Here is a 13,796-nt window from a genome sequence, read left to right as displayed (position 1 = left end):
TCTTGCTTTTACAACGAATTTGAATATTTCCGATAACGTCTTCTTCCCCCGAGGATTTTGTGCTCATGTCTATCTGTCGATTTACCGGTTTCATTTTGTGCGCATCCAGCCTGCTGCTGACACCGACAATGAATTTTGCCGCTGATAATTCCACCCCCGATAAAAATGCACCCGAAGCCGCCCGGCTGGTTAAGGTACTCAACTCCGATGCCGATACCTACGACAAAGCGATGGCCTGTCGTCGGCTGGCAGCCATTGGAGATGCATCGTCGGTAACTGTCATTGCCAAGTACCTGGGCAATGAAAAGCTGGCAACTTATGCCCGTTCGGCCCTGGAAAACATCCCCGCTCCAGCAGCAGACAAAGCCCTGCGGGACGCCTTGAAAACGGTCAAAGGCAATCTGCTGGTTGGCGTCATCAACTCCATTTCCAAGCGGAAAGACAAACAGGCGGTCAAAGATCTGACTCCGCTCCTCTCCGATAAAAACACAAATGTGGCTATTGCCGCCGCCCACGCTTTGGGCGAAATTGGTACGCCCGCCGCTGCAAAGTCTCTACAGGCAGCATTGGGAAAAGGAGATAAGAAACTACAACAGGAAGTCGGATTCGCCTGCCTGATGTGTGCGAAGTCACTGGCGGAAGCGAAAGACAGCACAACCGCTGTCGCATTAACAACCGCGGTTCGGAATGCGGATTTTCCGGAAAACCTCAAGCTGGCAGCGACGCAACGATTGATCGTACTGCAGGGTAAAGCGGGCCTGGGACTCCTAGCCGAACAACTCAAATCGGACGATCTCAAACAGTTCCGCACCGGTCTGCAGGCGGCTCAGAAACTGGGAAAACTATCCACGTCCACTCTCATTGAAACCTACCCGAGACTGCCTGAAGAACGCAAAGCATTATTGGTGGCGGCGATGGGGACCATACACGATCCTGCAGCCCTGCCCACGATCATCAAAGCCACCACAGGCGATTCACAGGAACTGAAACTGCAGGCGATTTTTGCCGTTGGAGAACTGGCTCCTGCTGCGAACAACAAACAGAAAACACAGGCTCTGGACCACCTGCTGGCGATGGTGAAACAGCAAGACGCCGACCTCGCGGGAGCGGCAGAATCGGTAATCATCAAACTGAATTCCAGCCAGCCTTCTGCTGAAATCGAAAAACAGATCGATACCAGTATCCGCAAGCTGCTGGAGAGCGAAACTCGCGAACAACAGCTGGCAGGCATCAAACTGGCAGGTGGCTGTCGCCTCAGCTCAGCGACTCCGGTCCTGTTGCAACTGGTGCATCATTCAAACCCTGAAGTGAAATCGGCAGCGATCTCCGCTTTAGGCGGTACCACATCCCTAAATGATCTTCCGCAATTGATTAAGCTCGCTCTCACTTCCGGCCCCGACTCCCCCGCCAGCCAGGCACTCATCGCCGCCTGTTCGCGACTGCCGCTGGATGAAACCGCACAGGCTCTGGCCGGCGCGATGGGGGGAGCAACCAATGACCAGAAACTGATCCTGCTCAACCAGTTGGCAGCCATCGGAGGCGAAACCGCGCTTAATACCGTTGTGGCAGCTGCCCGTTCGAATGACGACGCACTGCAGAACAAAGCGACCGACCTGCTGGGGAAATGGGTCACCATCGACGTCGCGCCTCCCTTGCTGGAACTGGCGAAAACACTGGAGAACAACAAATACAAAATTCGCTCGCTGCGTGGTTACATCCGCGTCGCCCGGCAGTTGAATATGACGCCAGAAGAGCGTCTGGAAGTCTGCCGCAATACACTGGCGATTGCCGAACGCAACGATGAAAAGAAGCTCGTGTTCGAAGTGCTCCGCCGCAACCCGACGCCTCAGGCCGTCAACTACACAGTTTCACTGCTCAAGGATAAATCATTGAATGTCCCTGCGAGTGCGACGATTGTCTCCTGGGCCGAACGGGGAACTCCGATTGACGACGAACTGCTGGCCGATGCGTTACAACGCGTCATCGCTTCCACATCAAATAACGGTCTCAAACAGCGGGCCACCCAGCAGCACGAACGGATCTCTGCACAGGCGAAACAGAGCGAGAAAGAACTCGGCTTTCAAGCCTTGTTCGATGGTAAAACGTTCGACGGCTGGCATGGCAATGAAGAGATCTTTCGCATTGAAGATGGTGAAATCATCGCGGGCAGCCTGACCGAGAAAGTCGAACGCAATGAATTCCTCCGCTCGAATAAAGAGTACGATGATTTTGAGCTCAAACTTGAATTCAAACTGCTGGGTGAGAAAACCAACGCCGGCGTGCAGATTCGGACCGCGGAAATACCCGATCATCACGAAGTCAGTGGCTACCAGGCGGACCTGGGAACCGGCTACTGGGGCTGCCTGTACGATGAATCCCGCCGTAAAAAGATTCTGGCAGGGCCACCCGCAGAACTGCGTGATCAGCCTGTCCGCATGAACGACTGGAACAGCTACCGTATTCGCTGTGAAGGGCCCCGCATCCGTATCTGGATTAACGATGTACAGACAGTCGACTTTACGGAAGCAGACCCCCAGATTCCGTTGAAAGGCATCATCGCATTGCAGATTCATGGAAATCTGGTGAATGAAGCGCATTACCGTAATGTCCGCCTGCGGGAACTGTGATCGCATCCTGAATCGCAGGAAAAACAGTCGTTCAGCAACATTTTTGATTTCCGCCCCTTGCGGTCACCGTCTGTCTGGCGAAAATAGAAAGAAAGCAGATTCGCAATTCTTTCGACCTCGGCGAGGCATGGATGTCAGAAATCCCCCCACAACTGGAAGACCTTTTCAAACAGCTCAATCCGGAGCAACAGGCGGCGGCCTGCCATGATTCGGGTCCGTTGCTGATTATCGCGGGTGCGGGGACCGGAAAAACAACCACGCTTTCGCATCGTGTTGCGTACCTGATTGCGCAAGGCATTGATCCCAGCCGGATTCTGCTGCTGACATTTTCCCGCCGTGCCGCGAATGAAATGGTCCGTCGCGTCGATGCGCTGCTACGTGCAATGGGCGCGGGGCGCGAGAATTCCGCCTCGGCCCGATCGCGGAGTATCTGGGGCGGTACGTTTCACTCAACGGCAGCACGACTGCTGCGGCGTTACGGACAGGCCATCGGTCTGCCCGATGACTTCACCATCATTGACCGCAGTGATGCCGAAGATTTAATGAGCGCCCTCCGCAGTGAACTCGAGCTGGGCAATAACGGCAAGAAGTTTCCCCGCAAAGGGACCCTGCTGGAAATTTACAGCCGCTGTGTGAATACCTGCTCCAAACTGGAACCAATCCTCGAACGACACTACCCCTGGTGCCTGGAACATACCGACGAGCTGAAGAAACTGTTTCAGGCGTTTGTAGATCGCAAAGAGAAACAGAATATTCTCGACTATGACGATCTGCTTTTATTCTGGCATGCGCTGGCCGCTGATCCCGCGGGTGGCAAGCTGCTGCGAGGCCAGTTCGAAGCGGTACTGGTGGACGAATACCAGGATACGAACATCCTGCAGTCGGGTATTCTGAAAAATCTCTGTCCCGATGGTGAGGGACTGACTGTCGTCGGCGACGATGCACAGTCGATCTATTCCTTCCGGGCCGCGACCGTGCGGAACATTCTGGACTTTCCCCAGGAATACGAGGGAACGACGGTCGTTACGCTGGAAGAAAATTATCGCAGCACACAACCCATCCTGCAGGCGACCAATCAGATTATCGACGAAGCGCACGAACGCCATGAGAAAAATCTGTGGTCCTCCAAAATCAGCGGTGAAGCGCCCTGCCTGGTCGACTGCAGCGACAACAACGAACAGGCCGACTTCGTCGTGCAGCAGGTACTCGAACACAGGGAAGCCGGGATTCCCCTGAATCAGCAGGCGGTCCTGTTCCGGGCTTCACACCACAGCCTCTCGCTGGAAGTAGAATTGGCGCGTCGCAATATCGCCTATCACAAATATGGCGGCTTGAAGTTTATCGAAACCGCACACGTCAAAGACCTGATGGCGTACCTGCGACTGGCAGAAAATCCCCGCGATGCCGTCTCGGGACTGCGGGTACTGACCCTGTTGCCGGGCATTGGCCAGAAAAAGGCACAACAGTTGATTAACCTGCTGGCGGAATCGCAGTTTCGCTTTGATGCGTGGTCGGAATTCAAACCGCCGGCGGCGACGGTCGAGCATTGGCCACTGTTTGTGCGATTGATGAAAAACCTGAGTTCGCCGCAATCAGAAAAGCGGGGCATCTCGGCGGAAGTACATCAGGTGCGCACGTTTTACAGTCCCCTGCTCGACCAGCAATATGATAACGCCACGTCGCGGCAGCGGGACCTGGAACAACTGGAGCAGGTTGCCAGTCGCTTCAGCAGTCGCATGAGTTTCCTGGAAGAGATCACCCTTGACCCACCCAGTTCGACACAGGATGTCTCTGCTGCCAGTAGTGCGGACGACGATGATTTTCTGGTACTGAGTACCATTCACTCATCGAAAGGTCTGGAGTGGGACGCCGTCTACGTGCTGCAGGCCGCCGATGGTAGTATTCCGTCCGAGATGTCACTGGAAAGCGAAGACGAAATCGACGAAGAACGCCGCCTGTTTTATGTCGCGCTGACGCGGGCGAAAAACTGGCTCTATGTCTGCTTTCCTCATCGGCAGTATTTCCAGAATCGTCGCTGGAACCAGGCACACAGTTATGCCCAGCTGACGCGGTTTGTTTCTCCAAAGACGATCCCGCTGTTTCAGCGACGACCGGCGTTCAGTGCCGATGCGTTGGATACGCCTCAGGAAGCCGAGATCGAAACGACGGCAGAAGACATTCGCAAGAACATCCGCAACATGTGGTCTGCCTGACGCTACTCTTGCCTGTCTTCCGTTTCTTCATTCGATTTTTCATGTGTCGCAGAATCTTCAGCTGGAGTAGACTCAGTAGGAACCGTCTCAATCGATCCTGCAGCAGCCGAGTTCTCGCTTACCACTTCGGGTGGAGTGACGTTCGGCTCGGAAGCAACTTCTTCCTGCCGCGTTTCATCGACGTCATCTGTTTCCTCAGCTGAATCGGATTGTGTCCCAGCCGCCTGTTCCCAGGGAGACTTCTTCCGCGGCGGAGGAGGACCGGGAAATTGATAGTAGACGCATTCAATCCGACCGTTATACAGTTTGCGGCGGCGGGCCTTTTGTTCGTAAATGCGTTCGAAACCCGGATGCGAGGTAATTACATAAATCGACCACATCTCCAGTGGCGCGAACACGCGTTTCATTTCGCGGTAGATGACTTCGGCGTCTGCTTTATCGCCCAGTCGTTCGCCGTAGGGAGGGTTGGTAATGATACAGCCATACTTGCGGGGCGTGCTGAATTCTGAAAGAGGTTGATCCTGGAAATGAATGAACTCTTCCATGCCGGCCTGCTGCGCGTGGTAGCGGGCCATACTGATCATGGCGGGATCAATATCATAGCCCTGCAGCCGATAGTCGATATCGCTGCGTTCCAGAGACCGTGCTTCTTCGCGGGCCGCTTCCCACATTTCGGGTGGTAGCTGCTGCCAGCCTTCTGCAGCGAATTCGCGGTTGATGCCCGGCGCGGTGTTGGTACCGATCAGAGCAGCTTCGATGGGAATCGTCCCCGTACCACAACAGGGGTCAACAAATGGCCGTTCACGATTCCAGTAGCTGAGCTGGACCAGACCTGCCGCCAGTGTTTCTTTAATCTGCGCGCCGGCAGCCAGTTTGCGATAGCCGCGTTTATGCAGCCCCGGCCCGGTGGTGTCGATGCAGACGGAAGCCTTGTCTTTCAGGATCGACAGGCTAACCGAGTACAGGGGGCCGTCTTCAGGGAACCAGTCTTTGATGTAGTGCTCTTTCAGGCGTTCGGCAATCGCTTTCTTGACCAGTTTCTGACAGTTCTTGGGACTGTTGATTTTGGAACGGACGGCGGTGGCCCGGACAGGAAACTGGGCCGAGGGGGGCAGCCAGCGTTCCCATTCAATATCGCGAATTTCGTCGAACAGGTCATCGAAATCGAGTGCCGTGAATTCCGCCAGGCTGAGCAGCACCCGGTCGGCACTGCGGAGCCAGAGATTGCAGTGGCAGATCGCGGCGAGATCGCCTTGAAAGGTGATGCGGCCGTTTTCGATTGTCTGTTCTTCGTATCCCAGTTGTTTCAGTTCGCGCGATACCACGGCTTCCAGGCCAAAAGCGGAAGTGGCAACGAGTGTGAGTGGCTCGGACATATTCAACGGGGATCTCTTTCGATTTCAGTAAATCAGGCAAATCTGGTAGAAAAAGGGTCGGTCTCAGTTCATACTACTATAAAATGGCTTTCCTCGAAATCTACAGGACAACGGATCATAAAGAAGGTTTTCAACATGCGGAATACTCCCTCCCCCTATAATCGGCTTCCCCGCCGTGATTTTCTGAAACAGACCGCCGCTCAGGTATTAACGGGTACAGCAGTCGTTGGCCTGTTGCAGTCACAACAAGAGTTACAGGCGGGCGAAGATTCCACAGCGAAACCAAAGCCGACAGCCGGATATCAGCTGGGCGCCTTCACCAAAAGCTTCCAGGATATGCCGATCCCCGAGGTGTGTCAGGCGTTCAAATCAATTGGTCTGGATGGCCTTGACCTGACCGTGCGTCCCAAGGGGCATATTCTTCCCGAAAATGCTGAGAAAGAACTGCCGCAGGCCTGCGCGGCCGCCAAAGACGCAGGCGTGAAAATCCTGTTTCTGACCACGATGATTGACGAACCCGACAAGAACGCCGAACGCATTCTGGCAACCGCCCAGGAACAGGGGATCGACCGCGTCAAAATTGGCTATTACCGCTACAAACCGTTCGGCACTCTGGCACAGCAACTGAAAGAGACGACAAAGAAAATCGGCAAGGTAGCAAAGCTGTGTCAGAAATACGATGTGTTGCCTTGCGTGCACGTGCATTCGAATGCGTTTCTTCCTTCACACGGGACGCAGCTGTATCAGTTGATCCAGGATTTCTCGCCGCAGGAAGTCGGTGCGTATGTGGATATGCTGCACATGGTCAAAGAGGGGAGCGGCGACGGCTGGCGACAGGGCCTTGATCTGCTGGCCCCCTGGATTTCGTTGTGTGCGGTTAAGAATTTCTCCTGGGAACGGGGTGATGGCCGCGACAAGCACGGTCACCAGAAATGGGAAGTCAAAACAGTTCCCGTCGCTGATGGAATTTCTCCCATTCCAGACTACGTCGCTGCACTGCGAAAGCTGGGTTATGAAGGAACCTTCTCTTTGCACAGTGAATACAAAGGACGTCACAGCTGGAAAGAACTTTCGACCCAGGAATGCCTGGCCCAGACGGCCGCCGATGCGAACTATTTCCGTTCACTGTGGTCGTAATCTGAATCAAGAGATTGAAGCGGTACGGTGTCAGCTGTCGGTATTTACTGCGGGCCTGTAAATAATACCGATGGCTGGCGCCATTCCGTTCAGATTGGTGCTGTTTATGATCCAGACTGGTGTGGACCTGAATAATATTCAGGCCGAGCGCAGCGAGCAGGAAACTGACAATTGATTTTCTAATTGTTGAAGGAAATCACGATACAGGATTCAATAGAGGTCGGTAACGTCTTTCCTGTTTGCAACCATGTTCTGACAGTTTCCTGTTGTCTTTGACAACCGCGAATGGCATTCACGGCCACCCACACCGAGAACCTGATGACTTTCTGAGTAGGAGGGATACTGTTTATGGTTCGGATAATCTTAACTGTTCTGGTCGTCTGGCTGGTTCCATGCATTGCGGAATCAGCTGACAGACCCAATATCATTCTGATCATGGTCGATGATATGGGTTTCTCCGACATTGGCTGTTATGGCGGCGAAATCGAAACGCCAAACATCGATGCACTGGCCGCCGGTGGCGTGCGGTTTTCACAGTTTTATAATTCGGGTCGCTGCTGCCCTACGCGGGCAACATTGATGACGGGCCTGCATCCCCACCAGACGGGAATTGGCTGGATGACCAACCCACCCGGCGATACCCGCGGCTATTCCAAACCGCCGACTTACCAGGGCTATCTGAACCGCAACTGCGTCACGCTGGCGGAAGTGCTGAAACCAGCCGGTTATGCGACGCTGATGACAGGCAAATGGCACCTGGGCTTTAACGCGCAGGATCGCTGGCCTCTGCAGCGCGGGTTCGAAAAGTTTTTCGGCTGCGTCTCGGGGGCGACCCGCTTCTTTCACCCCGTCGCACCGCGGGCTATGACATTTGGAAATGAAGACATTGAAACGCCCGCCAGTACCACAGACCGACGGTTCTACACCACCGACGCGTACACGGACTATGCGATCCGTTTTCTCAGTGAACATCAACAGACAAAAGAACTGCATGACAAACCCTTCTTTCTGTATCTCGCTTACACCGCACCGCATTGGCCACTACAGGCACATGAAGAGGAGATCAGAAAGTACCGCGGCAAATACATGATCGGCTGGGATGAACTCCGCCAACAGCGTCTGGCGAAACAGAAATCGCTGGGCCTGCTGCCGGCGGATACAAAGCTGTCACCGCGAGATTCTGCGGTTCCCGCCTGGAATACTCTAAGTGCCAAAAAACAGGACGAGATGGATCTTAAAATGGCCACCTACGCGGCGATGGTGGATCGCGTGGACCAGAACATCGGTAAACTGGTTAATTCATTGAAAACTAGTGGGCAGTATGAAAATACGCTGATTCTATTTCTGTCGGACAATGGCGGCTGTGCCGAGGGAGGCGTGCTGGGACGCGGCGAATTCTATGATGTGGAAAAACGCAATCTCGATCACAGCAACAGCTATGGAAAAGCTTGGGCGAATGCATCGAATACGCCGTTCCGTCTGTATAAACATTTCGCCCACGAAGGGGGTACGTCGACACCGTTTATCATGCATTGGCCGGCAGAGATGAAACCACAAACAGACTGGTACACGGAACCGGCCCAGCTGATTGATCTCATGCCGACACTGATCGATGTGGCAGAGGTGAAGTACCCTGAGACATTCAACGGGAATCCAATCCCGGCCCTGGATGGCATTTCCTTGCGGCCGGCGATGCAGGGAGAATCGCTTAACCGCATGGAGCCGATTTTCATTGAACACGAAAGCAATGCGTTCGTGAGAGCCGGGGACTGGAAGCTGGTGGGTCGCGGCGTCTCACCGGCGAAAGGCTATCAGCCACAGAAATGGGAACTGTATGACGTGAAGACGGACCGCACGGAGCTGAATAACCTGGCGGCGCGCAGGCGGGCCATCGTAGTTGATCTGGTTCAGAAGTGGGAAGCCTGGGCAAAACGTGTGGGCGTGTATCCCAAGTGATTTTTGCTACCACGAAAAACACGAAATGACACGAACGGATTTTATGGCTGACTTCCAATAGCAGCTGTTTCCAGGTCGCTGAATTCAATTCTTACTTTGTGATTCTTTGTTGAATTCAAATTCTTCGGCGGGGACGAGGCCGTCGTGGTCCTGGATGAAGGCTTTATTTTTGGTTCTGTCCAGCATGCGTTCGCCATACTGCAGGTTGAATGATTTGATCTGGAACTGATCCGGGTTAATGGGTTGATTCAGTTTTGAATCAAGTAACGTATAAGTGCGGCGTAAGGTCAGTTCACGCTCACCGGCTGGTCTGATTTGAAAGTCCTCGAAGATGACTTTCTCAGGCAGGTAGATGCCATCGACGTTTTTATAAGAGAATGTATAGATGCGATCCGGGACAGTACCGTGTAACCCCTCATATTTCACCGGATTATATCCAAATCGGGAGTCGTAGGTCACTTGACTGAATCTGGGAAGACTATTTGGTTTCGCGGGTTTGTACTTGATCTTAACGATCAATTGTTTCTGCTGGTGTTTCAGTATTCTCTCCGCGATAGTAACCCGTCTGGAAAACGTCTCCTGTTTTTCCTTTCCCTCTGCACCACTGAGTACTTTTGCATACAACTCAGGGGTGCGGGCAAAGCTGCCTGAGGCTGTCCCCAGTACCTTTTTTCTGGGGTCAAAAAACCGCCCGTCCCGTTCGACTTCAAAATCCCATTTTCGATAGAGAATTCTGCCTCCACCAATCTGTTTCTGAACTTCATCAGGAAAACCAAAGACGGGACCGAAGCGTTCCTCGCTCAACTCCAGGCTTTCTTCCCCTTTGACAACAATCCATTGTACGTTCATACTATTTTGAATTTTGGCTGGTACCGGTTGTAACTGGTCGAGCTCATCGGGTTTTTCTGTCAGATTATAATTGACACGCAGTTTATCCTGCCGTTGATCCAGCCAGAAGGGGAGCAGTCGATAAGTGGTCTTCCAACCGGGGAGTTCAAACTTGCTCCGATGGAATAGAGATTCTCTTACAAACGCATAGGTTCCCTGCCAGGTATGAATGGCGTCGTTATTCGCGGTGATCTGTTTCGCCAGGAAAACGAGCATCTGCTGCGTTTCTTCCGGGTTCAGTTGACGCTGTTGATCGTCAACCGGTTCTGCTGCAGGAACTGGTGACCGTAAACAGAGACTGAGTAACAGCAGTAATACTGTGAATGACAGACGATCGGCCATACTTCACTCCGCGCTGTATTTTTTTCATGAGAAAGAAACAGACACATTCGTCAATGCAGTGTAGCAGAAAGGAAGCGGTATAGACAAATTATTTCTACCACGAAAACACACGAACGAGATAGACGGCTGATTTTGAGATTCGTAAAACTGTTGCAGTTCAGCGTTTTGCTTTGACAGTTTCCTGCTCGTTACGCTCGGCCCGCATTCTATTCGGGCCCATCCGATCTGATTGAGTCCGTCGCTTTGAGCGGTTCCACTACGCGTTACGTTAATCTACCCAGTGCAGGACGTTGCGGATGATGGACCAGCGTGGGGGGGGTGGATCGATCACTTCGCCGAGGATCCAGTATTTGTAGAGCGTGTCGAAGACGCCTTCTTTCTTTTTGAGCTCAAGCCAGACTTCCATGAACTCTTCGAACTCGATGTCGTGAGCCCCCAGGTAATACATGGGGACGCGAATATTTTTCTTGAAGGGATTGATCACCGAAAATTTCGGATACAGCAGCGTCCAGGCAGCGCCCGTTTCAGCACTGGTCACCAGCAGGTCGGCGTGAGAGGCGTTGCCTTCAAAGAAATCTTCTTCTGAATTGATGGATACAAAACTCGCGTTGGGGAAAAACTCGTGGGCTTTTTCGTCGTAGAAACTGTTGGCGACGACCGCGATTTTCAGATCGGCGGAATGGCGTAGTTTGTCGAACTCCAGAAAATCGACTTTGCGGAAGTCGGGTAGCACCAGTGCCAGCGTCACGTCCATATAAGAATCGGCAACGGGGAACGCAGTCGCTCGTTCGATGGTCCCTTCCAGTCCTGACATCGCCAGATCAAAATGATCCTGATTCAACTGATTGACCAGTGTTTGCGGGGTAAAGGGGACAAATTCGATATCGACTCTCAAATCGAGGGCCAGTCGATGTGCCATATCGATATCGAGGCCCACCAGTTGTCCACGATCATTGAAGTAGGAAAAGGGAAGCCGTTTGGCGTCGAAACCAAGCCGAATGGTTCCCCGGCGGCGGATACGGTCGATGCGGGTTTCACCGGATAGAATGGGATCGGGGTTGGGGGCCGAATCTTTCAGAATGGTCTCTTTGACCCCCGGATAGAGCAGTTGACGATCGGCGATAAGAGCTTTGGATTGATAGATGTCTTTGAAGGTATAATTGAGTACTGCGTGAATGCCGGCAATCACAACACCGGCGACACATAATGAAAACAATGACCACGAGATGAAACGTTTCCACTGAATCTTTAACGTGCCGGAAAGCGAGGCGGCGGCGAGGATGGCGAACGAAAACAGGTAAACGGATCGCAGTGCATCCCCCAGGCGAGTGGTGTAGACACCCACCGCAAGATAGAGCTGGAAAATATCATGGGGGATATGCATCAGGTCCAGCAGCCAGGGAATGGTGACGGCTGGCTTGGCGAAGGAACCGGCCATGCCCAGCGAAAGGAAGCGGGGGTATTCTTCGGGCAGCATGCTGGAACCATAAAACCAGGCGGAAAAGGGAATGAAGATCAACCCGATAATCCGCCCCAGGTCGGGAAAAGGAAAAACGAGCGGAATGAGGACATCCGGTGAGCCTCCGGTTTCGTCTTTTTCCAGATGATAGCGATCCAGGATTTCGCGGGCCGCTTCGACGATGAGCGGCAGAACGGCAAATGTGCTGCCCAGCACAAACGATGCGATGACGGCGGTCTGCGAAACTTTGAGGGCATCCCAGTAGCGTACCGGAGTACAGACAGAAATCAGCATGGGGAGAATGCCAATCGCCAGCAGCAGAGTGGCGGCAGAAAACGTAATCAGGTAGGCCTGGAGCAATCCAAATTTTTCAAAGGGAAGCGTGCCCATGGCATAAGAGACGATGGCAAATATTCCGATGGGCGAAACATGGACGATCATACGGTTAAGTCGCATCAAAGCGTTGACGGCGACGGACAGTGGTTCCAGCAGGCGTTCGCGTTTGGGAATGCCACTGATGGCGATGCCCATCCCGATCGAAAACAGAACGACTGCAGGGACGGCATTATTGGCAAGCGAGAAAAACGGATTTGAGGGAATGAACAGATCATATAGGCTCTCAGTCTTGGGCCCTTCAATAAAACTGGTACTGAAGAAAGCGCCTTTCTGCCAGAAGGGAAAGGAGAGCGACATGATACAGACCGAAAACAATCCAATGCACCACAGTATTAACAGCAGGACGATGACGGTAAACGCCATGTTGCGCGTCTGCTTAAGGGAGATGCGGCCCAGGTTCAAAATCAGCGAGAGGGTAATGTAAGGCAGAACAGTCATCTGCAGCAGCCCGATGAAGACATCGCCGACCACTTTCAGTGGGGAACACAGGTCACCAAAAAAGAGTCCGCACATTATCCCCAGCCCCAGGCTTGTTAGAATCCAGGTGGTTAAGCCGGGCTTAAAATGTGTCAGAATAACTTTTTCCATTCGCCAGATCCTTGAGCACACCGGTATCAGGGCTTTGAAAATGATCCTGTCTTAGAGCAAAACCTGATACTTGTCATGGATAAATTCTTGCCGGAAGTGTATGGTTCCCTTGAAGATACCGTTCCTAACGTAACCTTCACAGTGAGTCCGGACAATCATTGGATTCCTTCGAATCTGGATTCTTAACAGAAAACCCTTTCTATCACCAGACTTATCGAATCAACATGTCCTTTTCCCTAACGTATCATCGTCAGCAGTTCAGTTTTGAAACGACGCCCGAGCTGTTCTCTCCCAAAGGTCTGGATCGAGGCACCGAGGCAATGCTCTCCACTGTCACTTTTGCGGCGGGTGAACGAGTGCTGGACCTGGGCTGCGGGTGTGGCGTAGTGGGAATCCTGGCTGCGAAAATAGTTGGTGCGGAAAATGTGGTGATGACCGACGTCGAGGCAGAAGCAGTACGCCTCTCACAAAAGAATGCAGAAGGCAATGCAGTTGCGGGCGTGACGGTTTTACAGAGTGATGGCTTTCGCGATCATGCAGAGAGCGATTTCGACTGGATTCTGTCAAACCCGCCTTACCATGAAGATTTTTCCGTCGCCAAGAACTTCATCATGAAAGGATTCAACCGACTGAAAATTGGCGGAAAGATGGTCATGGTCACCCGTCGACGACTGTGGTATCAGAAGAAGCTGACCAGCATTTTTGGCGGAACCGAAGTCCATGAGCTCAACGGTTACTTTGTATTTCACGCAGAGAAACGCCGCGACAGCTATGCAGCACGGAAGCGGCGTAATCGATAAAAAATGCTTGAACC

8 protein-coding genes are annotated in these 13,796 nt (G+C 52.9%); 5 read left to right on the top strand and 3 right to left on the bottom strand.

Features of this window, described 5'->3' with window-relative positions; all coding sequences use genetic code 11:
* Window positions 1-65: 65 nt before the first annotated feature.
* Together ACN0YH_RS10760 and ACN0YH_RS10755 are read left to right on the top strand one after the other, a co-directional pair.
* Window positions 66-2,627 (top strand): DUF1080 domain-containing protein, encoded by a 2,562-nt coding sequence (locus ACN0YH_RS10760; RefSeq protein ID WP_417379577.1) that lies wholly within the window; start codon window positions 66-68, stop codon window positions 2,625-2,627.
* A gap of 131 nt (window positions 2,628-2,758) precedes the next feature.
* A complete protein-coding gene (locus tag ACN0YH_RS10755; protein ID WP_417379576.1) occupies window positions 2,759-4,840 on the top strand; it encodes an ATP-dependent helicase in 2,082 nt (693 codons plus the stop codon).
* A 2-nt stretch (window positions 4,841-4,842) separates the two neighbouring features.
* Here ACN0YH_RS10755 and ACN0YH_RS10750 read toward each other — a convergent pair whose 3' ends face one another.
* A complete protein-coding gene (locus ACN0YH_RS10750; protein ID WP_417379575.1) occupies window positions 4,843-6,216 on the bottom strand; it encodes a THUMP domain-containing class I SAM-dependent RNA methyltransferase in 1,374 nt (457 codons plus the stop codon).
* Window positions 6,217-6,351: 135 nt separating this feature from the next.
* Here ACN0YH_RS10750 and ACN0YH_RS10745 point away from each other — a divergent pair, with 135 nt between their 5' ends.
* Together ACN0YH_RS10745 and ACN0YH_RS10740 are read left to right on the top strand one after the other, a co-directional pair.
* Entirely contained in the window at window positions 6,352-7,353 is a 1,002-nt protein-coding gene (locus ACN0YH_RS10745; RefSeq protein WP_417379574.1) for a sugar phosphate isomerase/epimerase family protein, read from the top strand.
* Window positions 7,354-7,701: 348 nt separating this feature from the next.
* Window positions 7,702-9,309, top strand: coding sequence for an arylsulfatase (locus ACN0YH_RS10740; RefSeq protein ID WP_417379573.1), 1,608 nt, complete (start codon window positions 7,702-7,704; stop codon window positions 9,307-9,309).
* An 84-nt stretch (window positions 9,310-9,393) separates the two neighbouring features.
* Here the strand turns inward: ACN0YH_RS10740 and ACN0YH_RS10735 are convergent, their stop codons facing one another.
* Together ACN0YH_RS10735 and ACN0YH_RS10730 are read right to left on the bottom strand one after the other, a co-directional pair.
* Window positions 9,394-10,539, bottom strand: a complete 1,146-nt coding sequence (locus ACN0YH_RS10735; protein WP_417379572.1) for a hypothetical protein — start codon at window positions 10,537-10,539, stop codon at window positions 9,394-9,396.
* 268 nt (window positions 10,540-10,807) lie between these two features.
* The gene (locus ACN0YH_RS10730) at window positions 10,808-12,982 is read right to left on the bottom strand and encodes a cation:dicarboxylate symporter family transporter (RefSeq protein WP_417379571.1); all 2,175 of its coding nucleotides are present in this window, start codon (window positions 12,980-12,982) and stop codon (window positions 10,808-10,810) included.
* 224 nt (window positions 12,983-13,206) lie between these two features.
* Here ACN0YH_RS10730 and ACN0YH_RS10725 point away from each other — a divergent pair, with 224 nt between their 5' ends.
* A complete protein-coding gene (locus ACN0YH_RS10725) occupies window positions 13,207-13,782 on the top strand; it encodes a class I SAM-dependent methyltransferase (protein ID WP_417379570.1) in 576 nt (191 codons plus the stop codon).
* Window positions 13,783-13,796: the final 14 nt, after the last annotated feature.

It is taken from the genome of Gimesia sp. (assembly GCF_048262075.1).
In the GTDB taxonomy this organism is placed as follows: Bacteria; Planctomycetota; Planctomycetia; order Planctomycetales; family Planctomycetaceae; genus Gimesia.
Note: the sequence above shows the minus strand (reverse complement) of the source record. Positions and strands in the feature narration are given on the sequence as shown.

Bases quoted from the DNA above. Each gene is read 5' to 3' on its own strand.
- ACN0YH_RS10760 (WP_417379577.1), top strand. From the start codon at position 66: ATGTCTATCTGTCGATTTACCGGTTTCATTTTGTGCGCATCCAGCCTG.
- ACN0YH_RS10755 (WP_417379576.1), top strand. From the start codon at position 2,759: ATGTCAGAAATCCCCCCACAACTGGAAGACCTTTTCAAACAGCTCAAT.
- ACN0YH_RS10750 (WP_417379575.1), bottom strand. From the start codon at position 6,216: ATGTCCGAGCCACTCACACTCGTTGCCACTTCCGCTTTTGGCCTGGAA.
- ACN0YH_RS10745 (WP_417379574.1), top strand. From the start codon at position 6,352: ATGCGGAATACTCCCTCCCCCTATAATCGGCTTCCCCGCCGTGATTTT.
- ACN0YH_RS10740 (WP_417379573.1), top strand. From the start codon at position 7,702: ATGGTTCGGATAATCTTAACTGTTCTGGTCGTCTGGCTGGTTCCATGC.
- ACN0YH_RS10735 (WP_417379572.1), bottom strand. From the start codon at position 10,539: ATGGCCGATCGTCTGTCATTCACAGTATTACTGCTGTTACTCAGTCTC.
- ACN0YH_RS10730 (WP_417379571.1), bottom strand. From the start codon at position 12,982: ATGGAAAAAGTTATTCTGACACATTTTAAGCCCGGCTTAACCACCTGG.
- ACN0YH_RS10725 (WP_417379570.1), top strand. From the start codon at position 13,207: ATGTCCTTTTCCCTAACGTATCATCGTCAGCAGTTCAGTTTTGAAACG.